The organism is Clostridium taeniosporum (genome assembly GCF_001735765.2).
Lineage (GTDB): Bacteria > Bacillota > Clostridia > Clostridiales > Clostridiaceae > Clostridium > Clostridium taeniosporum.
The window spans coordinates 1,478,620-1,504,735 of the sequence record NZ_CP017253.2; the positions used below are offsets into that span (position 1 = coordinate 1,478,620).

Annotated in this window: 30 protein-coding genes and 1 pseudogene; all 31 read left to right on the forward strand. The window is 27.9% G+C overall.

The window, feature by feature from the left end:
* The first annotated feature begins 89 nt into the window (after positions 1–89).
* The 31 genes and pseudogenes from BGI42_RS06905 to BGI42_RS07045 all read left to right on the forward strand — a co-directional run bounded on the left by BGI42_RS06905 (position 90) and on the right by BGI42_RS07045 (position 25,746).
* Positions 90–869 carry a hypothetical protein gene (locus tag BGI42_RS06905; protein ID WP_069679628.1) on the forward strand — a complete coding sequence of 260 codons (780 nt, stop codon included), beginning with the start codon at positions 90–92 and terminating at the stop codon, positions 867–869.
* A 242-nt stretch (positions 870–1,111) separates the two neighbouring features.
* Complete coding sequence (locus tag BGI42_RS06910) at positions 1,112–1,966, forward strand: DUF2167 domain-containing protein (protein WP_069679629.1); 855 nt, start codon at positions 1,112–1,114, stop codon at positions 1,964–1,966.
* Positions 1,967–2,028: 62 nt separating this feature from the next.
* The gene (locus BGI42_RS06915) at positions 2,029–2,301 is read left to right on the forward strand and encodes an EsaB/YukD family protein (protein ID WP_069679630.1); all 273 of its coding nucleotides are present in this window, start codon (positions 2,029–2,031) and stop codon (positions 2,299–2,301) included.
* A gap of 1 nt (position 2,302) precedes the next feature.
* Complete coding sequence (locus BGI42_RS06920) at positions 2,303–3,481, forward strand: HesA/MoeB/ThiF family protein (RefSeq protein WP_069679631.1); 1,179 nt, start codon at positions 2,303–2,305, stop codon at positions 3,479–3,481.
* Positions 3,478–5,202, forward strand: a complete 1,725-nt coding sequence (locus BGI42_RS06925; RefSeq protein ID WP_069679632.1) for an FHA domain-containing protein — start codon at positions 3,478–3,480, stop codon at positions 5,200–5,202. Before BGI42_RS06920 ends, BGI42_RS06925 begins: the two co-directional genes overlap by 4 nt.
* A gap of 26 nt (positions 5,203–5,228) precedes the next feature.
* The gene (locus BGI42_RS06930; protein ID WP_069679633.1) at positions 5,229–6,044 is read left to right on the forward strand and encodes a S1C family serine protease; all 816 of its coding nucleotides are present in this window, start codon (positions 5,229–5,231) and stop codon (positions 6,042–6,044) included.
* Positions 6,045–6,166: 122 nt separating this feature from the next.
* Positions 6,167–6,841 (forward strand): RING finger protein, encoded by a 675-nt coding sequence (locus BGI42_RS06935; protein ID WP_069679634.1) that lies wholly within the window; start codon positions 6,167–6,169, stop codon positions 6,839–6,841.
* Positions 6,842–6,876: 35 nt separating this feature from the next.
* Positions 6,877–7,896 (forward strand): LysM peptidoglycan-binding domain-containing protein, encoded by a 1,020-nt coding sequence (locus BGI42_RS06940; RefSeq protein WP_105165904.1) that lies wholly within the window; start codon positions 6,877–6,879, stop codon positions 7,894–7,896.
* Positions 7,897–7,970: 74 nt separating this feature from the next.
* Positions 7,971–8,573, forward strand: a complete 603-nt coding sequence (locus BGI42_RS06945) for a hypothetical protein (RefSeq protein WP_069679635.1) — start codon at positions 7,971–7,973, stop codon at positions 8,571–8,573.
* Positions 8,574–8,589: 16 nt separating this feature from the next.
* Positions 8,590–9,999: a contractile injection system protein, VgrG/Pvc8 family gene (locus tag BGI42_RS06950; protein WP_069679636.1), complete on the forward strand. Its 1,410-nt coding sequence runs from the start codon at positions 8,590–8,592 to the stop codon at positions 9,997–9,999.
* Between the two features lie 28 nt (positions 10,000–10,027).
* Complete coding sequence (locus BGI42_RS06955; RefSeq protein ID WP_069679637.1) at positions 10,028–10,636, forward strand: hypothetical protein; 609 nt, start codon at positions 10,028–10,030, stop codon at positions 10,634–10,636.
* 14 nt (positions 10,637–10,650) lie between these two features.
* Positions 10,651–11,178 carry an imm11 family protein gene (locus BGI42_RS06960; RefSeq protein WP_069679638.1) on the forward strand — a complete coding sequence of 176 codons (528 nt, stop codon included), beginning with the start codon at positions 10,651–10,653 and terminating at the stop codon, positions 11,176–11,178.
* A gap of 19 nt (positions 11,179–11,197) precedes the next feature.
* Positions 11,198–11,584 carry a DUF4280 domain-containing protein gene (locus tag BGI42_RS06965; protein WP_069679639.1) on the forward strand — a complete coding sequence of 129 codons (387 nt, stop codon included), beginning with the start codon at positions 11,198–11,200 and terminating at the stop codon, positions 11,582–11,584.
* 25 nt (positions 11,585–11,609) lie between these two features.
* Positions 11,610–13,601: a late control protein D gene (locus BGI42_RS06970; RefSeq protein ID WP_125461016.1), complete on the forward strand. Its 1,992-nt coding sequence runs from the start codon at positions 11,610–11,612 to the stop codon at positions 13,599–13,601.
* An 89-nt stretch (positions 13,602–13,690) separates the two neighbouring features.
* Positions 13,691–14,269 (forward strand): hypothetical protein, encoded by a 579-nt coding sequence (locus tag BGI42_RS06975; protein WP_105165905.1) that lies wholly within the window; start codon positions 13,691–13,693, stop codon positions 14,267–14,269.
* Positions 14,270–14,277: 8 nt separating this feature from the next.
* Positions 14,278–14,655 carry a hypothetical protein gene (locus BGI42_RS06980; RefSeq protein ID WP_069679641.1) on the forward strand — a complete coding sequence of 126 codons (378 nt, stop codon included), beginning with the start codon at positions 14,278–14,280 and terminating at the stop codon, positions 14,653–14,655.
* Positions 14,656–15,259: 604 nt separating this feature from the next.
* Positions 15,260–16,515 (forward strand): annotated as a pseudogene (gene istA, locus BGI42_RS06985) (IS21 family transposase).
* Complete coding sequence (gene istB, locus BGI42_RS06990) at positions 16,508–17,260, forward strand: IS21-like element helper ATPase IstB (RefSeq protein WP_069679642.1); 753 nt, start codon at positions 16,508–16,510, stop codon at positions 17,258–17,260. Before istA ends, istB begins: the two are co-directional and overlap by 8 nt.
* 162 nt (positions 17,261–17,422) lie before the next feature.
* On the forward strand, positions 17,423–18,340 hold the full coding sequence (locus BGI42_RS06995; RefSeq protein ID WP_069679643.1) for a tyrosine-type recombinase/integrase: 918 nt from the start codon (positions 17,423–17,425) through the stop codon (positions 18,338–18,340).
* Between the two features lie 138 nt (positions 18,341–18,478).
* Entirely contained in the window at positions 18,479–19,003 is a 525-nt protein-coding gene (locus BGI42_RS07000; RefSeq protein ID WP_069679644.1) for an imm11 family protein, read from the forward strand.
* A 14-nt stretch (positions 19,004–19,017) separates the two neighbouring features.
* Positions 19,018–19,410, forward strand: a complete 393-nt coding sequence (locus BGI42_RS07005; RefSeq protein ID WP_069679645.1) for a DUF4280 domain-containing protein — start codon at positions 19,018–19,020, stop codon at positions 19,408–19,410.
* Positions 19,411–19,446: 36 nt separating this feature from the next.
* Entirely contained in the window at positions 19,447–21,705 is a 2,259-nt protein-coding gene (locus tag BGI42_RS16570) for a hypothetical protein (RefSeq protein WP_069679646.1), read from the forward strand.
* Between the two features lie 119 nt (positions 21,706–21,824).
* The gene (locus tag BGI42_RS07015; RefSeq protein ID WP_069679647.1) at positions 21,825–22,151 is read left to right on the forward strand and encodes a hypothetical protein; all 327 of its coding nucleotides are present in this window, start codon (positions 21,825–21,827) and stop codon (positions 22,149–22,151) included.
* 27 nt (positions 22,152–22,178) lie between these two features.
* On the forward strand, positions 22,179–22,430 hold the full coding sequence (locus BGI42_RS07020; protein ID WP_069679648.1) for a hypothetical protein: 252 nt from the start codon (positions 22,179–22,181) through the stop codon (positions 22,428–22,430).
* Positions 22,431–22,432: 2 nt separating this feature from the next.
* Positions 22,433–22,717 carry a hypothetical protein gene (locus BGI42_RS07025; RefSeq protein ID WP_069679649.1) on the forward strand — a complete coding sequence of 95 codons (285 nt, stop codon included), beginning with the start codon at positions 22,433–22,435 and terminating at the stop codon, positions 22,715–22,717.
* An 18-nt stretch (positions 22,718–22,735) separates the two neighbouring features.
* A complete protein-coding gene (locus BGI42_RS07030; protein ID WP_242984754.1) occupies positions 22,736–22,873 on the forward strand; it encodes a DUF4176 domain-containing protein in 138 nt (45 codons plus the stop codon).
* A 1-nt stretch (position 22,874) separates the two neighbouring features.
* On the forward strand, positions 22,875–23,744 hold the full coding sequence (locus BGI42_RS16210; protein WP_069679650.1) for a hypothetical protein: 870 nt from the start codon (positions 22,875–22,877) through the stop codon (positions 23,742–23,744).
* 20 nt (positions 23,745–23,764) lie between these two features.
* Positions 23,765–23,953, forward strand: coding sequence for a hypothetical protein (locus tag BGI42_RS16215; protein ID WP_069679651.1), 189 nt, complete (start codon positions 23,765–23,767; stop codon positions 23,951–23,953).
* 147 nt (positions 23,954–24,100) lie between these two features.
* Positions 24,101–24,481 carry a ribonuclease toxin immunity protein CdiI gene (gene cdiI / locus BGI42_RS07040; protein ID WP_069679652.1) on the forward strand — a complete coding sequence of 127 codons (381 nt, stop codon included), beginning with the start codon at positions 24,101–24,103 and terminating at the stop codon, positions 24,479–24,481.
* A gap of 228 nt (positions 24,482–24,709) precedes the next feature.
* The gene (locus BGI42_RS16045) at positions 24,710–24,862 is read left to right on the forward strand and encodes a hypothetical protein (RefSeq protein WP_158523394.1); all 153 of its coding nucleotides are present in this window, start codon (positions 24,710–24,712) and stop codon (positions 24,860–24,862) included.
* A gap of 173 nt (positions 24,863–25,035) precedes the next feature.
* Positions 25,036–25,746 carry an endonuclease V gene (locus BGI42_RS07045; RefSeq protein WP_069681039.1) on the forward strand — a complete coding sequence of 237 codons (711 nt, stop codon included), beginning with the start codon at positions 25,036–25,038 and terminating at the stop codon, positions 25,744–25,746.
* The last annotated feature ends 370 nt before the right edge of the window (positions 25,747–26,116 follow it).

Below are 26,116 nucleotides of genomic sequence, written 5' to 3' on the forward strand. Positions count from 1 at the left end.
TTTCTAATTTAACAATTAACTTAGATATATCAACATATATAGATTTATTAACAAATATTTACAGATGAACATTGAAAGAAGGTGACTTGGTGTTTGAAAATAGGTACCCACTATTTGAGAGTGGTAGACTTTTAAAAATAGATATGCTTAATGAGCTTAGGGATTATCCAAGAATATTTATTGACATAATGCTTAAAGAGTATTGTGATGGGATAATCTCTGGATGTTCAATAGATGTAGAAAATGATTTTTTAATAGTAAAAAAAGGGATAATTAAATATAATGAGGTCATTTATATTTTGAAAGAAGATACAAAAATAAAATATGAATGTAACAATAAATTCACTATAGTAAAAGTGAAATTTTTAAGAGAGGCAATAGATAAGGATTTTATAAAGAACTGTACAGAATTTTATTTAGATGATGAACTTGAGTTAAATGAAAATGAAATGGAATTATGTAGGTTTCAGCTTAGAGAAGGGGCACATTTAAGAATAAATTATACTGGGTTTGAAGATTTATCAACGGAGTATGACACTGTAAATATAATTAATACCCCTTATTCAACTAAAAGCACAATAGGTTTATCACCAATTATCTTAAAAATGTTTGGAAGAGAATTAATAAAGTGTAATATTAATGAAGCATGGGATATAACTTTTGCTACTATGTGCATTCAAAATAAAGATGCAATTGAAAAAGATATAATAATAAGTTACTTATCATATAAACTAAATATTCAAGAAAAGGATTATTCAAATGAAGAATTATATTTGTATCTCTTAGAGGTATTAAAAAAACAAAGAGAAGACTCAGGAACAAATAATAATCATAAAAGGGGAAGATTTAAAAAGATACTGATAGATTAAGGGGGGAAAATAGAAAATATTTAGTTTAGAAAAAGAGGTTATAAATGTTGGTAAGTATGGGAAGGTAGGTGAATTAAGTTTATAGAGAATCTAAAATTATAGAAAAAAATGCGTTTTAAGCATAATAGTTGTTTAGAAAAGAGATACATATAAAAAATGCTTAAATATAAGATTAAAGCACAAGAATTTAAACTAAATATAGGAATTTTATTTTTATTTAACATAAGATGGAGGATTGTAATATGATTAAGAAAGTATTAACAATATTAGTTGTTTTAATAATATTTGCTCTAAATACAGGAATTGCAAAAGCTGATGACTCAGTAGATATATCAAAAATAAATTGGATTGAAGGTCCAAAGACTGTAGATGTGGGAAATGACTTAGCAGAGTTAAACTTGCCTGATAAATATATTTTTGCAGATGGAAAAGACGCAAAGAATATAATGAAGAGAATGGATAATAGTGTTAGTGGTAGGGAACAAGGCATAGTTTTTGCAAAGGATACTAACGAAGATTGGTTTGTTCTATTTGAGTTTAATAATATGGGATATGTTGAAGATAAGGATGCTAATAAAATAGATTCAGATAAATTATTATCACAAATAAAAGAAGCAACAGAAGAAGATAATAAGGAAAGAAGAAAAAATGGAAGTGCTACTCTGGAGATAGTAGGATGGGATGAAAAGCCACATTATGATCAAAATACTCACAATTTAACTTGGTCAGTGTTATGTAGTAGTGAAGATAGAAAAATAGTTAACTATAATGTAAGAGTATTAGGACGTGGTGGAGTAACAGAAGTTACATTAGTTGCAGATAAGGAAGAAATAGAAAATGTTAAGTCTGATTTAGCAACTATAATTAGTAAATATTCTTATAAAGAAGGTAAAAGATATACTGATTACATAAAAGGGGATAAAGTAGCAAAAGTTGGAGGATTAGCGGCATTAATTGCAGGTGGTTCAGCAGCAGCCAAGGCAGGGTTATTTGCAAAAATATTGCTTATATTTAAAAAAATATGGATTCTAATTGCAGTTGGTATAGGTGGATTGTTTAAAAAAATAAAAAACATATTTAAGAAAAAAAATGATTAGATTAACTTACAATAAAAAATTAAAGATAATAAATAAACAGTTTGAAAGGGGAAAATTAAATTATGGCAAAAATTAATGTAGTTATTGTTGACACAACAGGAAATAAAGAGAGAAAGGTTGGCCTTCCAGATGATATTAAGATAGGTATTATAATGGTTAAACTTATAGAAAAAATCAAACTTCCATCAACAGGACCAGATGGAAATCTAATTAGTTATAAATTTATTCACAAGGTTTCAGGAAGACAACTTTTAGAAACTCAAACACTTTCTGATGCACAAATAAAAGATGGTGATGTTTTAAGACTTCAACCTGAAATAACGGCAGGTGCATAGTATGGAAGAAATTCTAAATTTAGATATTGATGAGAATAGATACTCAAGACTTGAACTTATACCGTGGTGGAATCAAGAACTTTTACATAATTCAACTATTATGGTTGTTGGTGCTGGTGCTATTGGAAATGAACTTATCAAAAATTTAGCACTATTAGGCATTGGAAAAATATTAATTATTGATATGGATAAAATTGAACAAACAAATTTAACTCGCTCTATTTTATATCGTATGAGTGATGTAGGCAAATATAAAGCAGAAGCAGCTGCTGAAAAAGCTGTAGAAATAAATCCAGATGTTAGAGCAATTCCATTAAAAGCCAACATCGTTACTGATATAGGACTTGGTGTTTTTAGAAAAATGGATGTTGTTTTAGGGGGGCTTGATAATCGTGAAGCCCGTCTTTCTATTAATCAATTTTGCTATAAGGTGAACAAGCCTTGGATTGACGGAGCAATTGAAGTGTTAAATGGATTTGCAAGAGTTTTTGTGCCACCTGGTCCATGCTATGAATGTACAATGACAGAAAATGACTGGAATTTAATTAATAAAAGAAAATCATGTGCATTACTTACTCATGAACAAATCCTTGAAGGTAAAACTCCAACTACTCCAACATCATCTTCTATTATTGCTGGAATTCAGGTTCAAGAAATGCTCAAGTTGTTACATAACGATAGAAAATTACCAACACTTGCTGGAAAAGGTTATGTGTTTAATGGTTTAACACATGATTCTTTTGTAGTTGAATATCAAAGGAAAGATGACTGTATGAGTCATGATATATACGAAGATATTAAGGAAATGCCATGGTCTGCAAGAGATATTTCCATTAGAGATGTATTAAATCAAGCAAAAAAAGACTTAGGAGATAGTGCAATTTTAGAATTTGATAGAGATATTGTAACTATAGCAACTTGCAGTTGTGGTCATTCAAAAAACATTTTTAATGTAGTAAATAAATTAAGTAATAAAGATATTGTATGCGAAAAATGTGGAAAGACTATGAGATTTGAAACATTTCACTCTATTTATGGAGATGAAAACTTTCTTGATAAAAAATTATTTGATATAGGTATTCCGCTTTTTCATATTATTAGTTCAAGAAGTGGCTTAAAGTATATTCACTATGAGTTATCAAATGATAAAAATGAAGTTTTAGGAGGTTTATTTGAATGAATGCAAGACTTAGGAGAATTGCAGCAGACTATGAAGAAATAAAAAAGAACTTTCATGGGCATAAAAATATAATCGTTGAACCAATAGGCTGTGAACCAGCTGAAAAATACAAAATCACCTATTATATTAATGGTATTTATTTGAATGAAGATGATAAAATTGAAACTTTAAATAAACATGTTATCACAATTACATTACATTCAGAATATCCAAGATACAAACCCTTTTGTACAATTGAAACACCAATATGGCATCCTAATTTTAAGGATGGTCAAATTTGTATTGGTGATATATGGGGTGCAGGTGAATCTCTATGTGACATAATTGTAAATATTGGAGACATGATTCAATATAAATCTTGGAATTCATTCAGTCCCCTTTCAGCAGATGCTGCAAAATGGGCAATTGAAAATAAACATTTATTTCCAGTGGGAAATATAAATTTATGGACAGGTGAGGAGGTTTCAGAAACTCTTACTTCAAGTTTTGATATAGATATATTTAATGATGATGGTGAAATAGTTGAAGAAAACGAAAATATTAATTCCATTGAATTATTGCAAGCTGAGGAAAATGTAATAGGAGAGGATAGTTCTAAAGTAGCTGAAGTAGTATTAGAAGAAAAAGATGAAAATGATTTTGATATTACAGTTGAAGAGCTTGAAGGTATTGATTTTGTACCAACTGTATCTAGAATGCAAAATAGTCAAGTTACTGTTCCTAAAGGTGGAAAAATTAATTTTAAAACTATATTCTTTAAAGGGATTTTATACGGTTTAATTGGAGGAGTTATTGCATGGATATTGCAAGAGATTATGCCAATTGATAGCGAGAAAATACTTGCGTTGAAAGGATATACAATTGAAAGTCTTATAAATGATTTTAATTTAGGGAGAATTAGTCAGTCACAGATTTATGCAATAAGGGGAAGTGCGATTTTATTAGAATCTTCATTATTCTCTGCAATTACCGGTGGAGCTATTGGTGCTGTAATGGGAATTGGAGAAGGAATATATTATGGTTCAAAGAAAAAAGCTATTAAATATGGGTTTATAGGACTTATTATTGCACTTATTGTTGGATTTGTTGGTGGATTCTTAGCACAAATAGCATATTCTTCTTTATTACATGATACAACTGAATATACATCAGAAATTTATTTGGGATTTATAAGAGCTATTGGTTGGACAGTTATGGGAGCCGGTGTTGGTATAGGTATTGGTTTAATTAAACCAGAAAAAATGAGAATAATTAATTGTGTATTAGGTGGTATTATAGGAGGATTTATTGGTGGCTTTTTATTTAACTTTATAGCACAGTCTATTAGCATAGATCCAACAGATACAGGAACAGCTGCAAGAGCAATTGGTATCATAATTATGGGAACTTTAATTGGACTAGGGATAGGGTTATTAGAACAATTTGCTAAAACTGCATGGCTAAAAGTAATACGTGGTGAATTTGAAGGTAAGGAATATCTTGTATTTAAAGGAATAACAAGCATTGGAAACAGTGGTAAAAATACAATTGTATTATTTAAAGATAAATTAGTTGCTCCTAAACATTGTGATATTGTTCAAGAAGGAAATAGATATGTGCTTATAGATAAAGGTTCACCATCAGGGACTTTTGTAAATGGCATGAGAATAACAAAATATACTTTAAAGCAAGGAGATGCAATTTCACTTGGAAATTCTGTACTTGTATTTAATACAAAATAAAGCAAATTGAAAAAGGTGGGATTTGTATGAAAATTAAATATGTAATTATATTCCTAATATGTATACTGCTTATCCCTAAGCCTGTTTATGCTATGAATTTTGTTCCTGAAACTCTCTTTAATTCAGTTACAGTTGTTTATACTGATAAAGGTCTTGGAAGTGGATTTGCAATTGATAAAAATACAATTATTACTAATGCACATGTGGTTGATTCTTTTAGTTCTGTTACTGTGAAATTATATAATGGGAAAAGTTGCGTTGGTAAGGTAACTAAAATTGATACGAAAATGGATTTGGCACTTATTAAAGTAGATGAAAACTTAATACCTCTTAAACTTGCCTCAGAAGATAAGATATCTATAGGTAAAGAGGTTTATGCTATTGGAGCACCAGAGGATATTCCATATACAATGACAAAAGGTATAGTTTCAGCAAAGAACAGAAAAATTAGGAATCACGAATATATTCAGATAGATGCATCAATAAATTCAGGAAATAGTGGTGGACCACTTGTTGATGAAAATGGTGAAGTAATGGGAATAAATACTATGAAAATATTAGATGCAGAAGGAATAGGATTTGCAATAGGAACATCTAAGATAAATGATTTTATAAACAATATTACACCAGAAAATATTAATACTGATGAAAATCAACAGAATAACCTAATAAAAAGTGATATAGAAACAAAATATAAAAAAGTTGTAGCACAAAATGAAAAATTAAAAATCGCAATTATTATTTTATCAATATTACTTATTCTAGCAATACTCATCATATTGAAATTATTAATTAAAAAAAAGAAAAAAGATGAATATGATTTTGAAATAGAGATTTATTAACAAAATAAATTATAAATTTTTATATTTATACAAGGCACATTTAAAAAATAATAGACAATATGCTCATCTATTTTGAGCCTATTATTTTGGTTAATGTGCCTAAAAACAGGAGGAGTTGAACAATGAACTTTGTAGGGAAAATCTGCCCTTATTGTAAATCGGAATTCAAAGAAGATGAAGATATTGTAGCATGTAGCATCTGTGAGATGCCACATCATAAAGAGTGTTGGATTGAAAACAAAGCATGTACTACATTTGGATGTACAGGAACTATTATGGGAACTGAAGAGCATGAATATATACATAAAACATTTAGTAATAATTATAATCCATATAATGAAACAAGCATTGATGAGGATATGAGAGCCTTTATTGGAAAAAATCAAACTTATTTTTTAGAAAGATTTAAAAAGTTTAATCTTACTAATAGTAAAGTGAGTTGGAATTGGGCAAGTGCATTTTTCGGAGGACATTGGTATGCATATAGAAAAATGTATAAGATTCAATTGCTATATTATGTATTACATTTTTTAAATTTAATATTTTTAGGAATGTTATTGTCTAATTTAATTTTAAGTGAAGATAGTATATTAATATTACTGATATTCATTATACCTTTTGTGCTTTCAGGGGCTTTTGGTAATTATTTATATAATCGCCATGCAGAAAAACATATTAAAATAGCAAAAAACATGCATGAGTATATTAAACCAAATTATCTAGAAGAAAAAGGAGGAACCAGTAAAAAAGCCGTATGGGCTATTATTGCTATTATGATATTTTTAAAAATTATTTAAGCTACAACATAAATCCATTGATGAGGTGAATTTAAATGAAAGAAATTGAAATTTTAGAAGATGAAAAAATTAATGAGTGTGATAAAACTATCAAGCTTCCTGTTAATTTCATTGTTGTTGGAGAAATAGATGTTAATGATATAAAAATTTATATTAAGCAAGGGGTATATAAGGAAATAGAAAAATTTTCAAAAGAAGATACATCTCATGAACGTGGTGCAATTCTTATAGGAGATTATGCTGAAATTAATAGTAAAAAGCATGTTATAATTTCAGATTTCATTGAAGCAAAATACACTGATGCATCTGCATCTACTCTAACTTTTACCCATGAAACTTGGAATTATATTCATAAGAAGCACGAAGAACTATATCCTGAAAAAAAAATTTTAGGATGGCAACATACACATCCTAGTTATGGAATATTTTTATCTAATTACGATATATTTATTCAAAAAAATTTTTTCAACTTACCGTGGCAAGTAGCTTATGTTGTTGATCCTATAGCAGGAACAAGAGGATTTTTCCAATGGAAAAATGATAAAGTTGAGAAAATCAGTGGGTTTTATATATTTGATGATATTGAAAATAAAATTGATATAAAGCAAGTGAAATCATATGAGAAAAAAGAAAAATTTAAATTATGTTCTATAATAATGATTTTTTTAACAACTATTTTATTAATGCTTACAGTATATTTCGGTATTGAAAAATATACTGTTACAAAAAAACTTAATGAGATAATTTCTACTAATACCAAAATAACATCAGAAAAAGATGAATTAGTACAAAAGCTACAACAAAGTAATGAGTTAGCACAAAAATTACAACAAGATGATAATTCATCAAAAACAGCTAAACCATCAGATGAAACTACAAATGATATTGTGAAATTAAAAGTGTACACAATAAAAGAAGGCGATACATTAAATGAAATTTGTAAAAAAAATAACATTGAATATGCTAAAAATAAATCTGAAATATTAAAAATAAATGACATAGAAAATGAAGATGAAATTTATTTTGGACAAACATTGTATTTACCATTAGATTAAGAAAAAATTTTGAAATAGTCATAGGAATAATTTATTTTTATGAGGTTCTATAAAGTTATGGGAGGATGATAAATATGGATGAAAGAGTAGATGAAAAGATATTAGATTTTATAAATGAAGCAGAAGAAAAGGAACTTAGAAAAGATATTACAAATGGATTAGTTAAGATAAATAATAAATTTTATGAGTTTGAAGAAACAGAATTTTTTGATGGAGCTTTAAAAATTTATATACCAAATACATTTGAAGATATGAGTGAAGAATCAAGAAAATTTAAATATCCATCAGAAAACAGACCAGAAATAATTAAATGTAATGAAGATGGAAGCATAGCTATAACATTAAAGATTATAGATAGTCCTTTGGATGATGATCATATAGAGGAGATAAAGGGTATTATGAAACTAATAACTCAAAGACTAAATCCAGCAAACATATATTTTGATGAAGGTATTATAGAGGTAGATAAAAAGAATATAGGATACTTTGATTATAAAAGTTCTGCTATAGATGATTTTCTATATAATGTTATGTTTTTTTTAGAATTTCAAGGAAAAACTTTAATGGGTACATTTAGTTGCGGCTATAGTGAATATAAACAGTGGAAAGATGATATTGTATTTCAAATACTTAAAACAATAAAGATAAATAAAGAAGTATGCTCAGAAAATAATTAAAAGGGAGTGAGAATAAATGAGTATGGAATATGTATATACGCAGGGAGACATATTAATAGAACCTTATGAATTTTTAAAAATTTTAGAGTTAAGAGTAGTTAAAGAAATAAATGAGCATGGAAAATTTTATATAAAGGGAATTATATCAGAAGAAATATCAGATGAGTATGTAGAGAAAACAGGAAGTTATAACATAATAAAGGTATCGTTAAAGGATGATAAAGAAAATATAACAGAAATTTTTAAAGGAATAGTTACTAATATATCAATAGATACTTTTAATAATGTAAGAATTTTAGAAATAGAAGCACAAAGTGAGACTTTTTTAATGGATTTAGAAAAGAAAAGCAGAAGCTTTCAAGGTGAATGTTTAACATATGTAGAAATTTTTAATACTATAAATAAAATTCATAATGCTCAAATGATAGATTATGTAACAAATAGTAAAACCATTGATAATATGGTTGTTCAATATAATGAAACTGATTGGGAATTTTTAAAAAGATTAGCATCTCATTTTAATACTGTACTAATACCAGAATGCACATTAGATGGAATTAAATATTACATAGGAGATGATGGCCCAGGGACAGTATATGAATTAGATGAATTTAATTATTCTGTAAATAAAGGGATAAAGGAGTATAAGTTAAAATCAAGAGAAGGTAGTTATGAACTAAATGATATGAATTTTATTAGTTATGAAGTAGTTACTAATAGAATTTTAAACTCACTTACTTCTATTACTTTTAAAGGAAGAAAGTTATGTATATGTAAAAGTGAATTTACTTTAGTTAAAGGGGTACTATCTAATAATTATATATTAAAAGATAAGAATGGAGCAAAAGTTAAAAAAGTGTTTAATGAAAATATATCAGGGGTATCCTTAGAAGGCTATGTACTTGATGTTACTAAAGATTTAGTTAAAGTTTCTCTTAAAATTGATGCATATTTAAATACAAAAGAGGCAACAATTTGGTTGCCATACTCAACAGTATTTTCATCACCAGATGGTACTGGATGGTACTGTATGCCTGAAGTTGGAGATTCAATAAGATTATATTTTCCTGACAATACTGAAAGTAATGCTTATGTTATCAGTTCAGTTAATTTACAATCAAGTAATTCATCTAAACGTAGTGATCCATCTATAAAGAGCATTGGAACTAAATATGGAAAAGAAATAATAATGAGACCCGGAGCTATAGATGTTATTTCAGGAAAGAATTCAATGTGCTTAAGTGATAATGGTGGAATATCTATAAATAGTAATAAATCTATATCAATGTCTGGATCCAGTGTAAATATAAGTGGTGGCTATGTATCTATCTACGGTGGTGGTGGTGTTACAATATCTCAAAATGGAGCAAAACTAAAAATAAAAGATGACATAGTCATGAGTGGAACGAAGATTAATACACAATAAAATCTTACTGCATAGGGGCGAAGGATTAATGATAATTCCAGTAGATAAAGAAAAAGTATTAAAAGAGTTTAATGAAAAATATGTTAAAGAAAGATTTATTGAAGAACGTTTAAAGATATATGAAAAATTTAATAATAGAGAATCTATAAAAAAAGAGCTGATTGATAATTTTGATTATGTTTGTAAAGTTTCAAATGATCTACAAAATAAAAACTTAAAAGGGAAAATAAAATATATTTATATATCATATCTAAGAACAAATATAATTGAAAATAGTGGGTTTTATAGAATTGATATGTATGATGAAAAATGGTTTTTAGACAAGGAAGACTGTACAGGAAATCTTAATTTATCTTTTATATATGAACCACTTTTTAATCATATCAGTGAATTGCTAGAAAAAAAGAAAGCATACGGACGTACTATAACAGAAATGGATGTTGAAAAAATAAAAATTAGTGAAGGAAATAAATATCATAATGTAGTCATTGATATTTTAGAAAGTATTGTATGTGATTTTTTAAATTGTGAATCATATAAAGAAATGAAAAAGAGTGAAGAAATAATGATATTTGTTGGTGAATATAGAGATGAAGTTAAACTGATATATGAAAATTCACCATCAAAAGAAGAATAAGAAAGGAAATATATATGGATTATTTTTTATTAAAGCAAGATAAAAGATATTCTAATACTCCACAAATATTAAATTTATTTAAGAAATTTAATACTAAGGATTTGAATTTAGTGAAAGCAGATAATATTGAAGATAATAATATTCTTTATGTTAAATCAGCACAAGGAATTGAGTACTTAGATATTCTTAATATTCCAATATTTTTAGTTTCAGAAGAATTACAAAGGATATTATCAAAATATAACTCTAATATAGTTTTTAAAATGGTTGCCTTAACTGATTATAAAAATTTAGAACAATATATCTATTATTTGCCCATATTTGAAGAAGTACAAGCTTTAAATGAAGAATCAGAATTTAATTTAAATAAAACAATAGTAAAGAAAATAGTGTTAGATGAAAACAAAATTAAAAATAAGAAGATATTTAAAATAAAAGAAAGTGATAAAACATTAATAGTTGTCAGATTAGATGTAGCAGAAAGTTTATTAAGACGTGATTTTAAAGGGATTTTATTAGAAAGATTAGAAGTAAAAAAATAAATAATTAAGGGGGTATATTATGGCTGTTTACTATATTGTAAGAGGTGCAAAAATGAAGTGTAGTAAAGGAAGTAATGAAAGAAAAATAAATCTTCCTGTAAGTCATGGAAGCTATGCAAATGGTAAGCCTATATTAAATAAAAAAGATAATACAGAACAAAATATAAGTTATTTTGGAGTATGCGAAGAAAAAGGATGTTTTGTAGAGAAAACTGAAATAACAGTAATAGATAAAGATGGAAATCTTAAAACTGGTATAAAGTGTATGCCACAAATAGTTCATGATTGGATAAAAACTAAAGATGATACTATAGTTGAAGGTGAACCAGCAATTACAACAGATTCAGTAATATATTGTTGCCGTGGTGGTAATATAACTTTTGTAACCAGTGGACAAGATGACTAATAGTAAGGAGGTGATTTAGTTTACTATGGAAGCAATAAGAAAACTAAAAGTAGAGTGTCCATATGAAATACTTAAAATAGAAGATGCTAAAATTTTCTGTAAACCTAATGAACATGGAAGTATATATTTAAAATGTTTAATAGATGATAGCGTAAATTTTAAGTATTCTATAGAAGCTTCCACAAATGATAAAATATGTGTCTATGAAGAAATAGAAGAAAACACAGATTTAAGTAATAATGAAAACACAGGAAATGAAGAAAAAAGAATAATAATATTTAATGGAATAATAGAAAATGTTAAAACAACTAATATTAATGGAATATATTATTTAGAGTTAGAAGGTTCATCTACTAGTTCATTGCTTGATATGGAAAAAAGGACAAGATCTTTTCAAGATATAAATATGAGTTATGATGACTTAATAAATGAAATACTAAAAAATTATAAAGGATATGGATTTACTCAATGCATGAGCCAACCTATGAGTATTGAAAAACCACTATTTCAATATAAAGAAACAGATTATGAATTTTTAAAAAGAATAGGAAGTCATTTAGGGTTAGAAATAATTTGTGATGTAGTAAATACAAATAATATAATTTATTTTGGAAAACCTAGTTTAAAATTTCATGCTTTGAATAATGAAATTAATTATAAGGCACATAAAGATTTAGAAAAATATCATAAAGTCTTAGCTCTAGGAATGGATTTACATGATACAGATTTCTTTTATTATGAAGTAATTCTTAGAGAAAAAATGAATATTGGAGATTTAATAAAATTTAAAGAAAGAGATTTTTATGTAAATCAATATTATGGACAAATACATAATAGGGAATTAATATATAAATATAGGCTTTGTAGAAAAAAGGGAATTTGGCAAGAAAAAATATATAATGAAAAACTAAAAGGTATATCTATTGAAGGAAAAGTTCTTGCAGTAGATGGAGAAAAGGTAAAGCTTCATTTAAATATAGATGAAAGTCAAGAAATAAGCAAGGCATCATGGTTTAAGTATGCCCCACCAACAGGAAATATAATGTATGCAATGCCTATAGTAGGAGAAAGCGTAATGCTTTATTTCCCTAATAAATATGATGAACCTATTGTAACTGGATGCGTAAGAAAAAATGGAAGTAGTTGCTCTAAAATATCAAATACAAACAATAGATATTTCTCAACAGAAAGTGGAAATAATTTAGACATATTACCAGGAGCTATTAACTTCTATAGAAGTGGAATGAATGTAAACTTAAATGATGAAAATGGAATTAATATAAGTAGTTCAGGAAATTTAAGTTTAGGAGCATCAGGTGGAATAAGCTTAAGTGGTGGAAGTGTATCTATAAGTGGAAGTAATAAAGTAGTAGTTCAAAAAAGTAAATCAAGCTATATTTCTCTTGAAGGAGAATGCTATAATCAAAGTAATGAAGTATACGAAAATGGAAGCTGTAGAGAAACATATGAACCATTTACAGATGATGATCCACAAAATGGAGTAGCTGAGGCATTAGCAGAACAAATGAAAATGAATGAAGCTGCTTTACTAGCAGCAACTGATGGTGCTAATGCAGTTTCTAGTAGTACAGATGATAGTAAAACAGATGGAACGCTAGATATAGCGGTGGATGATTATGGTAAATTTGCAGAGGATGGGGAAGAGGCATATAAAAAAGCGAAGCCAACAGAACAATTAGTAGGATCTGTGGTTGCAGATGAATGTGTAGAATTGATAATTGAACCATTAAAATGGATACCTATGGGTGCTAGATGGTTTGGAGAAAAAACGGGACTTGGAGACGAAAATACTTATAAGAACAATACAGAATGTATAGAACGTTTAACTGAACTTCAAGAAGGAGTACATAAGTTTTTCAAGAATCTTTCAGGTGATGAAAGAACATTTGAAGGAATTTCAGCAATTTATGAAAACGCATTAGCAGTGTCAGGAGGTATTTCCCTAATAATTGGAGCAACTAAAGGATCAATTGCATTATCAAAAAGTAAAAAGTAAAAGAACTTTTAGAGTTATTAAAAGGTACTAAAGTATGTAGCAAAACAGCTGATAAAATTGATGATTTTGAAAAGTGGCTAAATAGGATAGTGAAACCAAATGAAGTTGAAGCTGAAAAGCTTAGTGATGTTGAAAAAACTATTGAAAATGTAACTAATGAAGGTAATAATATAGCAGAAGAAGTATCAAAAGCTCCAAAAGTTGCTGATGAAGTTGAAACTAGTAAAATTAATAATGGAGAAGTTTCTAAGGGGGCAAGAGACCCTAAAACATTAAAATTCTCAGAGATGCCTGAAGAAGAAATTACTAAGGTAGTAAATAAATATAGAGAAAAATCACCAATTGAAATTCCTGAAACCGCAAAAATAAAGGCTCAATCAAAAGATGGATATGAACAAATATCTTATAAGTGGAATGATGGAACATATAAATATGAATCAAGATGGCATACAAGAACACCAGGAGCACCAGAGGAACAAGGAAATACATGGGTTATACAAAGAACCAAACCAGGTAATGGAGGCACAAGACCAACGACTGAATTTAAAATTGGTGAAGATGAATGGATACCAGGGTATAAGTGGTATGATGCTATTGGAGCAAGGAAAGCAGGAACTGCTACTCCAGAACAAATTAGTATATTAGATAGAGGTCATTGGAAGGAGTAATTTTAATTATGATAAATAATAAATACTATGATGGACTTGAAGGAGAACCTGAAGTAGTAATATATTTCAAAGAAAAGGATAAAGAAGGTTTTAGAATCTGGATAGGATATTTTGAATATTTACTAGGAGCTAGTATATCAGGAGAAGTTAAAATTGGTGGGATTTTAGAAAGTTATATAAATCAAGATGGTTGGTATGATGAGAGTGAATGGAGAATTGAGGAGCTACAACAAGCTATATTTGAACTAGAGCAGTTTAATATAGAGAAAATTGAGAGCAAAGAAGATAGTATTATTGAAACAGTATCAAACATACAAAAAGATTTAGTGAAATTTCTAAAAAATGCATTAAAAAATAGCCATTTAGTGTGTATAGATTATGAATAGTATACAGGCTCAATATAAAACAATAATAGTAGTAGATGAATAAAAATAATTGATTTAATTTTACTATAAAACCATATAATTTTACAAAATATATAATAGCATAATTGTAATAATGAAGTGAATCAGCTGAAATTTAAGTAGGTTGATTCATTATTTTTTTATCATAAAAATACTTAACTTTTAACAATTAAGCCCATTAAAGATAACTATAATAATTTTTTATAAAAAGGAGTATTTATTTTAACCATTCAAGAAGGTTATCAAGTTTAGAATTATAGTTGTATGATTTTGCATGATGCCTTCGATTTAAGCAATAATATTATTTAATTAAAGAGGAATTATTGAAAAAAGGAGTTTTGTTATTGCTTAGTTTACAGTAGCATATGTTACTGATAGTCGTATCTATATGATAGGGCTACATTTATCATAGAGAGTATCTCTATGGAAGGATGACTAAACGATTTTGAGTTAAGATAGATACTCTAGAGTTTAAACAGTAGGGTAGGTATAAATGATATGATAAGAATGTAAGGAAACGATCATATAAGAATGTACAAATTAGTTTGAATAAATTATAATTACTCAAGATTTATTGGGGGTAATTATGATTATAAAAACTAATATTTATTCAGAAATTAAAATTAATACTTTAGAAGATCTTCATAAACTAAAGCCAATTATGGAGGTAAACAATTTGAAAGTAAATAAAAGCCAAATAGCTAGGGAACTTGGTGTTGATCCTCGAACCGTAGGCAAATATTTAAATGGATATGTCAAACCTACCACTAGAAACTGCAAATCTAAGATAGAAGCTTTTAATCCTATTATAAAAGAGCTTCTTGGTAAAGATTCAATTCAAGTATTTTATTACAAGCGCATTTTATGGCAATATCTTAAAGATAATCATGGACTAGATTGCGCTCAATCTTCGTTTAGAAGATACATTTCTAAGCACTCAGAATTTAATGAGTATTTTACTAGTAGGAAAAAAGGACATATATCAAATACTTCGTCTATCAGGTATGAGACTAAAAAAGGACAACAAGCTCAATTGGATTGGAAAGAAAATATAGAATTTATTTTAACTACAGGTGAAGTCATTAATATAAATGTTTTTGTGTTAATCCTTTCATACTCAAGATTTAGAGTATATAAATTATCTATTGATAAAACACAAGACGTACTACTTTCCTTTTTAGATTAGTCATTTGAAACATTTGGAGGAGTACCTGAAGAATTACTCACAGATAACATGAAAACTGTTATGGATGAAGCTAGAACCAATTATTCTAAAGGAAAAGTAAATAATACATTTCAACAATTTGCAGATGACTATGGATTTAAGGTCCGTCCCTGCATAGCAGGAAGACCGAATACAAAAGCTAAAGTTGAAGCTCCTATGAAACTATTAGATGAAATAAGAGCATATAATGGAACCTTAGATTATGAAGGTCTGTATAAGCTCGTTTCAGATTTAAACAATAGAATTAATAGTACATGCCATACGTCAACTGGCAAAATACCTATATTGCATTTAAAAAAAGAAATCACTACAAAATAATCACCACAAGTGTTAAAGTAAATTACCAAAGCATGATTTCATATAAATCAAACCAATATTCTGTCCCACCAGAATACATAGGCAAAAAACTAAAACTTCAAGTTTATGATGATCAACTACATGTGTATTATAACATAAGTTTAGTTACTATTCATAAAATACAAAATCAGAAGTTAAACTATCATACTGATCATTATGCTGAAATCATTGCTTTAACATTTAATAAAAATTCATATGAAATGATAGAAAAAGCTAAAAATAATTTGAAAATGATAGGAGAAGTATATCAAAATGAATAGTACATATACACAACTTATAAATAATTTAGAATATTTGAAGATGAAGCAAATGATTACTCATTTGGACGAAGTTATTGATTTTACAACAAAGAATAATTTGTCTTTTGTTGATGCTCTTATTAAGCTTACAGCTCATGAAATTGACTATAAAGAAGCAAACATGATTAAATCTATGGTTAAGGTTGGAGCGTTTCCACATCAAAAAGAAATTAAGGACTTTGATTTTAATTTTCAACCTGGAATTAATAAAGATCAAATATTAGATTTTTTAACACTACGTTTTTTAGAATCACAAGAAAACATTGTATTTTTAGGTTCTAGTGGTGTTGGTAAAACACATCTTGCGACTTCTATCGGAATCGCGGCTGCAAAGCGCCGTTACAGTACTTATTTTATTAAGTGCAATGATTTGTTGCAACAGCTAAAGCGAGCAAATTTAGAGAATAGATTAGATGCTAGACTTAAGCACTTTAGTAAATATAAGCTTCTTATTATTGATGAATTAGGTTATTTACCTATAGATAAAGAGGATTCAAAATTATTCTTCCAATTAATCGACATGAGATATGAGAAAAAAAGTACCATCTTAACCACCAACATAAATTTTAATTCTTGGGATGATATTTTTTTTGATGCTGTTATAGCTAGTGCTATCTTAGATAGAGTTTTACATCACGCCCATGTTGTTACAATTAATGGAAAGTCGTATAGACTAAAAGATCATTTTAAGCAAGACGAAGATTAAAAAAACTACATTCTTAAATGATCGAAAAGTTACATTCATGGGTTGACATTTATAGGTAGGTATTAACGATGGAATGGACTAGCTATGCCCTTTAGGCAGCTAGGGAATGGAGACGTTAATACCTAACCCAAGATAAAATTATACAAAAGAGAGGAATTTAATATGGCAAGTATAAAAGGTCAAGTATTTCACGTTATTGATAGCAATTTTAGTCCAGGACAAGATAAAAGAAATGATAAATTCGATGAAAATATGGAAAAAACAAAAATATATAGTTTCTCAGAAAGAAACAATTTACGGCAAACAGCTATGGAATTAGCTCAATATTGTAAAGTAATTTATGATGTGAAACAAGTTAAAGATATAACTTATGGTATGGTTAGAAACTTTATGAAAGACAAAGCTAATACATGCAATCAAAACACCTTAGATAATATTTCAAGTAGATTATCTAAAATAGGAAAGTTAGTAAATCAAACTTATAAATCTTGTGATGTGGATTGGAGTTTCATTAAAGTCAAAAGTATGGTAGGAGAAGAAAAATTAAGAGATATACCAATGAGTAGAGAAGATTTTAATAAACTAATATCATATGCAAAAGAGAATAATTTAACATCAAGAGCAATACTTGGAGTAGAACTTGCAGGAGCTTTTGGTCTAAGGGTCTCGGAGGTTTGTAAACTTCAAGTAAGAGACATAGATTTTGAGGGAATGAAACTTCATATTCATCAAAGTAAAGGTGGATTAAGTAGAGATTTAAATATTAAAGAAGAATATAAGAAGTTTCTACAAAAAGTAATGACTAATAAAGCATCTTTAGATAGGTTAGTTCCTATTAAAGAAGACAGTGTGAACAAATGGATTCGAGAAACTTTACCAAAGGTAGAGGGAATAGATGCAACTAAGTATTTGAATGCAAAGACAGGAGTTCATAGTATTAGGAAAATGTGGGCAACAGAAAGGTATATAGAGCTTATTTTACAAGGTTTAGATGAAAAAGATGCGTGCAATAAAGTATCTAATGAGTTGGGGCATGGAGATAACAGATGGGATGTAGTAAAAAATTATATTTATAAGTAAGTAGCGAATTTTAGCTGCTTATTTTTTTGCGTTAATTTAGCTTTTGATAATAATTAGTGGGATATTTTTAATTTGAATTAAAAGCTTTCACAAGCAATTAATAGCATTCAATAATAATTAATTTAGATGGGGAATATTATGGATTATTTTTTATTAAAGCAGGATGAAAGATATACTAATACTCCAAGACTTAAGGATATATTTTATAAAATAAATATAAAAAATATAAATAGATTAAATGCTCATAAAATTGATGATGTAATTATATTTCAAGTTACAGCAGAGGAAAGATGCGAATATTTAGATGTGTTAGATAAGCAACTATTTTTAATATCTGAAAAAATAATGAAGATTATTTCTAAATATGATACTGATATTGTTTTTAAGATTTTACCATTAATAGATTCTAAACAAGATAGACAAGAAAATTATTATCTTCCTATATTTGAAGATATAGAAGCATTAAATGAAAAATCAGAATTTAATTTAAATAAAACAATAGTCAAAAAGATAGTTCTTAATAAGAAAAAAATTGAAGAAAAAAAGATATTTAGAATAAAAGAAAGTGAAAAAACTCTAATAGTAGTTAGATTAGATGTTGCTGAAAGTTTACTAAGAAGAAAGCCAAGAGGAATATCATTAGAAAAATTAGCAATTGAATAAAGGAGGGATTAAAAATGGCAGATGAAAAATATTACATTGTAAGAGGAGCTAAAATGGTATGTGATAAGGGCTCTAATGAAAGGCATATAAATCTTCCTAATAGTCATGGATCTTACGCAAGTGAAAAACCTATGATGAATAAGAAAGATAATGTTGTAGGAAAAAATATAAAATATTTTGGAGTATGCAAAGGAGATTGTCCAGCAGGTGATGGGGATGTTGCAGTAATAGACATGAATGGTAATAATGCTATAGGAAAAAAGTGTCAGGTTAAAATATTAAAGGATTGGATGAAGACTAAGGAAGATACATTAGTTAGAGGAGAAGAAGCTTTAACAACAGATTCATTTTTAGTATGTAAATATGGTGGAAAAATAACTTTTGTAACTACAGGACAAGAAGAATAGAGCAGCTAAAGTATTAAAATAGGGGGAAGATAGAGGATGGGAGCAGTTCATGCATTAAGGATTAAATCTCCTTATAAATTATTGCATGTAGAAGATATTAAAGTTATATATTTACCTAATGAACATGGAAAATTATATTTAAAATGCTTATTAGATGATAGTATTAATTTTAAATATTCTATAGAAGCTTCAACTAAAGATGAAATAACAGTTTATGAAGAAAAAGAAGATGAAAATAATAATTTAGAAGTAGATATTAATAATGTAGATATAAGTAAAAGTGTAGTAGTGTTTAATGGATTAGTAGAAAATATAAAGACAACAAATAAAGATGGTTTATACTATATAGAAATAGAAGGAATATCAAGAAGTTCAGAGATTGATATAAAAGAAAAAAGCAGATCATTTCAAAATGTTAACATGACATATGATGAACTTATAGGAACAATATTAAAAGATTATTCAGGGTTTGGTTTTGTTCAATGTATAGAAAAAGAACAAGCAATAGAAAAGCCAATATTTCAATATAAAGAAACAGATTGGGACTTTTTAAGAAGAATATCAAGTGAGCTAAAGTCAGAAATATATTGTGATATAATAGATTTAAATAATCTATTGTATTTTGGAATAAATAATGGAAAAAATTATGAATTACAAGATAATATATCATATAAAGCCACCAAAGATTTAAAAACATTTTATAAATCAGGTGGGTATGATTTAGGTTTTCATGATACAGACTATTTCTACTATGAGATAAAGAGTAGAGAAAGATATAATATAGGAGACAATATTTATTTCAAGCAAAAGGATGTATATGTTAGTGACTATGAGGCTTTTAAATATCAAGATGAAATAATTTATAAATATAAATTACGAAGAAAAAATGGAGTATGGCAAACAAAAATATATAATTCACTTTTATGTGGATCATCACTTGAAGGAAAAGTATTAGATGTGCAAGGAGAAGAAGTAAAACTTCATCTTAATATAGATAAAAAACAAGATAAAGGTGAAGGTTCATGGTTTAAGTATGCTCCACCAACAGGAAACGCCATGTACTCAATGCCTGTAGTAGGAACAAGTGCCAAATTATATTTCCCAGATGAAAGTGGAAATGAACCGCTAGTTTCAGGATGTGTAAGAAGTAATGGAAGTAGCCAAGCTAAAACAAGTGATACAACAAAAAGATACTTTGGAACTGAACATGGTAGCGAAATAGAAATGACACCATCAGCGCTAAATATTAAAGGTGGAAGTGCATCACCAATAAGTATAAGTATTGATGATAGTGTAGGAATAAAAATAACAAGTCCAAAGAAATTGACATTAAGTGCAGATTCTGAAATAATAATGAAAACACCAAAAAATGTTAAGATAAATGGTGCAAGCCAAATAAATGCATTAAAAACTAATACACAAAGTGGATTTTCTTTAGAAACAGATTTACATTTTTTATCTAATAATGTAATTAAGAATGGAAGCTCTAGTGAATCTTATCCAGATTTTGAAGATGAACCTCAAGCAGGAAGGATGCCAGAACCACCAAAGGAAGAAAAGAAAGGATTTAATTGGGGAAAGCTTTGTAAAAATGTTTTGGCAGGATTAGCAGTAGTTGCAGCAGTAACAGTAGCTGCGACTGCAATAGCAGTTACAGCAGGATTAGCTGGACCAGTGATAGGTGCGATAGCAGTAGGTGCAGCAGTTTCAGGAACGGCAGCAGTCGGAAGTATGGCAGTATCAGATATAAAACGTGGTAAAGTAAGTGAAATGTCCGATTATATGTGGGCAGGAGGACGAGAAGCTTTTGTTGGCGCATTATCAGGAGCAGTATTTGGACCGTTTGGAGTTAGTGAAACTATTGGTGGAAAGATGGCTTTAGGTGGGATAACCAATGCATTTGAAAGTGTTGTAAGGCAAAAGCTAAATGGTGAAGATATAAATTGGGGAACTGTTTTCTTTGATGGAGGAATCGGAGCATTAACAGCAGGATTTTTCCATTATGGGGGAAAATTCATGAAAGGTGCTTCAAATTACGTTAAAAAATCATTTAATAAAGTTTTAAGTAAAAATGAATCTACATTAATGAAGCTAGCTAAAAATTTAGATGATATGTTAGCACCTGTAAGAATAGCCGAAACCCCAGAAGGAATAAAAATTCCTATAAGAGGAGAAGGAAATACAAAGATTCAAGATACTGTTTCTAAAATTGTTGATGATGCTAAAGGTGTTGGTACTAGGGGGTTGGTGAAGCTAGTAAGGGTGGAAGTGGTTCTGTATACCAAAAGGGAATAGATAAATTAAAGAATTTACGAGAACAATTACCAAATGGAAAGAACCCTGAAAAAAGTTTTTCACCTAAGTTTAATCTTGGGGTAGAAGAAGAATTTAAAACTTTTGAAATATCTGCAGGAATGAAACAAGTTGGAGATAAATATTTAGGAGCATCAGGAGAAATATCTACAACTGCTTATAGTGAAAAGGCAGAATTAGGTTTAGAAATAGGAAAAGATGAAGAGAGTGGAAAAATAAGCTGTAATGGAAAAGCAGGAGCTATAGCAACACTTCATTCGGCAAAAGCAGAAGAAAAGTTTACCATACTTGGTCTTGAAATATGTATTGAAGAAGAAGGACACTTAGGGGCATTTGGTGCAGAGGCTGAAATTGGATTAGATCAAGGTAAATTTAAAGTAGAAGCAAAAGTTGCTGCAATTTTAGGGATTGGGCATCAGTATCAGTAGGATTAGCAGATTAAGGAGGGAGTAAGTGTGGGTAGCATAAAAGAATGGTCATTTGAATTTAGTGAATTGAAATTTTTTTTGTTTAATAGGAAAATTTGTAGAATATGTGGAACAAAAATGAAAAAAGTAACAAGTAAGAAATATATCGGGATGAAAAAGTTTAGAGGTGTTGTGACAGGTTTATCATACGATAAAGCATATGAAGTTACAATTTTTTACTATTGTTCAAAATGTGATAAAAAATATTCTTTAGAAGAGTTAGCAAAGGGGAAGAAATAATTATGAGAAATTTAATTAAAAGAATAGTAACCAATAAATTGTATATAGGATGTTTGGGAGTTGTATTAATACAATATATTCTTAGAAATAATTATATTAAACAAGCGTTATTTAATACCACAAGCATATCATCAATTAGTCAATATGGATTATTAGTTTTAGCAATTATAGGAGCGACTATTCTTGCAGGAACTATACTTTTTAGTGGACTTTATGTTTTTATACTAGTATTCATAAAATTTATATTACCAGGATGGAGAAACATTTTTCATATGTTAAAAAAATAAAAAAGGAGATTTGATATTGTGAAAACATTATTACCAATAGGTTCAGTTGTATTATTAAAAGATAGTAATAAAAAATTAATGATAATAGGAAGATTACAGAGAGAATTAGAAAGTAAAAGCGAAAATCAATGGGATTATTCTGCATTATTTACATAATATGGAATCATATAAAGATGAATTTGATTGTAAAAAAGGTATAACAGATTTATTAATGACACTAGATGGTATAATTGGAGTTGCTGGTATAGTTAAAAATATTCCTAAAATTATTAATAAGGGATTAAAAGTAGCAGGCATTGCTAAGAATACATTAAAATTAGAAGAAGTATTTGGTATATCAAGAATGAGTGAGATTGAATTAGCTGGAAATAGTGGTATTAATTCAATAGGAAAAACTAGCAAAGCACTGGAGGATATATTAAATACTTCAAAAGTTGGAGAAGGTATTGGTGAAGCTGAAAAGCTTATTGATGTTGAAAAAACTATTGAAAATGTAACTAATGAAGGTAATAATATAGCAGAAGAAGTATCAAAAGCTTCAAAAGTTGCTGATGAAGTTGAAACTAGTAAAATTAATAAGGGAGAAGTTTCTAAGGGGGCAGCAGATGCTGATATTCATAATTATGAAAACCAGAGTCATTATAGTACATCTAAATGGTCAGACTTTCTAAATGATAAGTATGGAAAAGAGAGTGTAAATCATGATCCTAATATAAAATTTAAAGAGGATTATTATGTTGAACATACGACAGGACCAATTACTAAGTTTACTGAGCGTAATGGTACTAGTGGTGGTCATAATTATGATGAATTAAAAAATTACTTTAATGATAAGTCTAATAAATATAAGTTAGTAGAAATTGGCAGAAATAATCATCCAGAGATAGATGGGATTTTTGATATAGAATATAGAGTTAAGTATGAAAAGATGGATTATACAGGGAAACGTGGAACAGGTAGCTATAAGGAAATACCTCCAGAGGGAAAAAAGCCATTCATGAAAACAGTATATGACCCAAAAAAATAACTAGTGAAGAAATAATTGATTTGAGTAAAAGAGCTGTCGATGAAGGTATATTAAATAATAGGAATTTTCCTTTAGAAAACCAACATAAAACAATAATTCAAGGTCAAGTAGATTATAATGGAAAGGTATTGAAATTTGAAGCCTTTCAAGATTCATATACAGGTATAGTAGAAAATGCTTGGCCAGTATTAGAATGGGCGAGATATTAGTATTATAATGAGAATTATTAATTGTAAATTAGATGTGAATATTGTATATGTTATTAAAATATTATATTAAAAAATTATAATAAAAGAAAAATTTAAGATAATTTATAAGATATAAATAAAGATTTTATACTGGAGGAAAGATTAGCGATGTATGAATATAAAGAGTTTAATGAAAAAATGAAAAAGAATTATTTAGATAAAGGTGCAGTCATTGATGTCCTAAATGCATATGCAAATGGAAGTGATTTTTTGCAGAAATTAGAAAAAATTAAGAATAAAGAAACAGAAAGGAGCCAAGTTTTGGGAATAATCTATTCACAAGACTTTGAGGAGGATGATGATGGGTATTTTGGAGAAAGCAGAGTTTTATTTTATGCAGGTGATGATTGTTATGATATTATAGATTATGATGATTTGTATTTATATTTATATTTTGCTTGTGAATTTTATATTGAAAAGCATGAAAATGAAAAAGAAATAGTTCAGGAAAAACTTGCGTTAATAGCAGAGTCATATGGTATAAAGTAAATATACTAAAATGGTAGATTTATTTAAGTATTAAATAAAGTTTCAGGATAAGGCGTAGTTTTAGATATTACATTTGCAATAACATGAAGTTTGCATCCATAATAATGAAAATCCTTAGCTTCATAATAGCTTTTATTGCAAATTTCATCTGCAATTTTTCCTTTGTAAGCTCTTTTATCTTAAGCTAACGTTATCGGAAAAGTTTCAGTAACTGTTGAAAAATTATTAATGAAAATTGATGTTAAAAAGTATCCAAATCTAAATTTGATAAGTAGAGGTGAAATTATTAAATGGAATGGGAATGGTATGATAACTTATTGGGCAGAATTTGAAGCTGATGTCAAAAAAGATATAAAGAATGGAATAATCAAGGTGAATTGATATATGAAAAAAGGAACCTACAATAGAAGATTTAGAAAAAATAAAGAAAATAAAATTTGAAAAGTAAAATTACAGATGTGGTATTTTTTATTTAGAGCTTATGTATACTCTCATAAAGAGACTGCTTCGATATATTTTATTAAAGAATGAAAAATGAGGTAAGAATAAATAAAATGGAAATTAACTTTATTCATGATTTTAATGTGAATTCTGAAGAAGAATTCTCTAAAATTCAAAAAAGACTAGCTAAAAATATTACATTAAGAAATAGTTTTTATATCGATGATATAAAAATTTGTGCAGGTGTTGATCTTGCATATTGGATAAAAGATGAAGAAGAGTATGCTGCATGTTGTATAGTAATAATTGATTATAAAACTAAGGAAGTATTAGAGAAAGTATATAGTTACGGGAAGATAGAGGAACCATATATACCAGGATACTTAGCATTTAGAGAGTTACCTTTAATTATCAAAGCGGTGGAAAAATTAAAGATAGAGCCTGATATATTTATATTTGATGGGAATGGATATTTACATTTTAATCATATGGGAAGTGCAACACATGCATCATTTTTCCTAAACAAACCAACAATAGGTGTAGCAAAAAGTTATCTTAAAATAAAAGGAATAGATTTTGAAATGCCTAAAGGTGAAATAGGATCATATAATGATATAGTTATAGATAATGAAGTTTATGGAAGAGTATTAAGAAGTAGAAGCAATGTTAAACCAATATTTATTTCATGTGGAAATTACATTGATTTAGAAACAAGCACAGAGATAATAATGAATTTATTAAATAAAGACAGTAGAATTCCAATTCCAGTTAGACTGGCTGATTTAGAAACACATATTATGAGGGAAAAACTGAAAAATCTATAGATTATAATATAATGATTTTTTTATGGCTGATTCAGCTAATAGCAAAATTCCAATGAATGCTACTGCTGTATCTATTGTGATTTTATTTTTATATGTAATTTGTATACAATAAAAGATGAGGATATTTATAAAGCAAAAATACAACTTGCAGAAGAGATAGAAAGAAGAGGAACTATAAATAAAGATTAGTTCCTCTTCTTTTGTTATAAATTAGTTATTAACTTTTTGTGATAAGTCTAAAATAAATGTTTTAAAGGATTTTTGATTAAGAATATTACAATAATATAATTCTCTAGTATTAAAATAGAATGAACTTTCATCTTTTAAAGTTATTTTAATTTCATTAGCAGCCTTATTAATTTTAATCTTT

What these genes read in the sequence shown, in the direction of transcription:
- BGI42_RS06910 (WP_069679629.1), top strand. Translation starts at nt 1,112, where the DNA reads ATGATTAAGAAAGTATTAACAATATTAGTTGTTTTAATAATATTTGCT.
- BGI42_RS06915 (WP_069679630.1), top strand. Translation starts at nt 2,029, where the DNA reads ATGGCAAAAATTAATGTAGTTATTGTTGACACAACAGGAAATAAAGAG.
- BGI42_RS06920 (WP_069679631.1), top strand. Translation starts at nt 2,303, where the DNA reads ATGGAAGAAATTCTAAATTTAGATATTGATGAGAATAGATACTCAAGA.
- BGI42_RS06925 (WP_069679632.1), top strand. Translation starts at nt 3,478, where the DNA reads ATGAATGCAAGACTTAGGAGAATTGCAGCAGACTATGAAGAAATAAAA.
- BGI42_RS06930 (WP_069679633.1), top strand. Translation starts at nt 5,229, where the DNA reads ATGAAAATTAAATATGTAATTATATTCCTAATATGTATACTGCTTATC.
- BGI42_RS06935 (WP_069679634.1), top strand. Translation starts at nt 6,167, where the DNA reads ATGAACTTTGTAGGGAAAATCTGCCCTTATTGTAAATCGGAATTCAAA.
- BGI42_RS06940 (WP_105165904.1), top strand. Translation starts at nt 6,877, where the DNA reads ATGAAAGAAATTGAAATTTTAGAAGATGAAAAAATTAATGAGTGTGAT.
- BGI42_RS06945 (WP_069679635.1), top strand. Translation starts at nt 7,971, where the DNA reads ATGGATGAAAGAGTAGATGAAAAGATATTAGATTTTATAAATGAAGCA.
- BGI42_RS06950 (WP_069679636.1), top strand. Translation starts at nt 8,590, where the DNA reads ATGAGTATGGAATATGTATATACGCAGGGAGACATATTAATAGAACCT.
- BGI42_RS06955 (WP_069679637.1), top strand. Translation starts at nt 10,028, where the DNA reads ATGATAATTCCAGTAGATAAAGAAAAAGTATTAAAAGAGTTTAATGAA.
- BGI42_RS06960 (WP_069679638.1), top strand. Translation starts at nt 10,651, where the DNA reads ATGGATTATTTTTTATTAAAGCAAGATAAAAGATATTCTAATACTCCA.
- BGI42_RS06965 (WP_069679639.1), top strand. Translation starts at nt 11,198, where the DNA reads ATGGCTGTTTACTATATTGTAAGAGGTGCAAAAATGAAGTGTAGTAAA.
- BGI42_RS06970 (WP_125461016.1), top strand. Translation starts at nt 11,610, where the DNA reads ATGGAAGCAATAAGAAAACTAAAAGTAGAGTGTCCATATGAAATACTT.
- BGI42_RS06980 (WP_069679641.1), top strand. Translation starts at nt 14,278, where the DNA reads ATGATAAATAATAAATACTATGATGGACTTGAAGGAGAACCTGAAGTA.
- istB (WP_069679642.1), top strand. Translation starts at nt 16,508, where the DNA reads ATGAATAGTACATATACACAACTTATAAATAATTTAGAATATTTGAAG.
- BGI42_RS06995 (WP_069679643.1), top strand. Translation starts at nt 17,423, where the DNA reads ATGGCAAGTATAAAAGGTCAAGTATTTCACGTTATTGATAGCAATTTT.
- BGI42_RS07000 (WP_069679644.1), top strand. Translation starts at nt 18,479, where the DNA reads ATGGATTATTTTTTATTAAAGCAGGATGAAAGATATACTAATACTCCA.
- BGI42_RS07005 (WP_069679645.1), top strand. Translation starts at nt 19,018, where the DNA reads ATGGCAGATGAAAAATATTACATTGTAAGAGGAGCTAAAATGGTATGT.
- BGI42_RS16570 (WP_069679646.1), top strand. Translation starts at nt 19,447, where the DNA reads ATGGGAGCAGTTCATGCATTAAGGATTAAATCTCCTTATAAATTATTG.
- BGI42_RS07015 (WP_069679647.1), top strand. Translation starts at nt 21,825, where the DNA reads ATGAAACAAGTTGGAGATAAATATTTAGGAGCATCAGGAGAAATATCT.
- BGI42_RS07025 (WP_069679649.1), top strand. Translation starts at nt 22,433, where the DNA reads ATGAGAAATTTAATTAAAAGAATAGTAACCAATAAATTGTATATAGGA.
- BGI42_RS16210 (WP_069679650.1), top strand. Translation starts at nt 22,875, where the DNA reads ATGGAATCATATAAAGATGAATTTGATTGTAAAAAAGGTATAACAGAT.
- cdiI (WP_069679652.1), top strand. Translation starts at nt 24,101, where the DNA reads ATGTATGAATATAAAGAGTTTAATGAAAAAATGAAAAAGAATTATTTA.
- BGI42_RS16045 (WP_158523394.1), top strand. Translation starts at nt 24,710, where the DNA reads ATGAAAATTGATGTTAAAAAGTATCCAAATCTAAATTTGATAAGTAGA.
- BGI42_RS07045 (WP_069681039.1), top strand. Translation starts at nt 25,036, where the DNA reads ATGGAAATTAACTTTATTCATGATTTTAATGTGAATTCTGAAGAAGAA.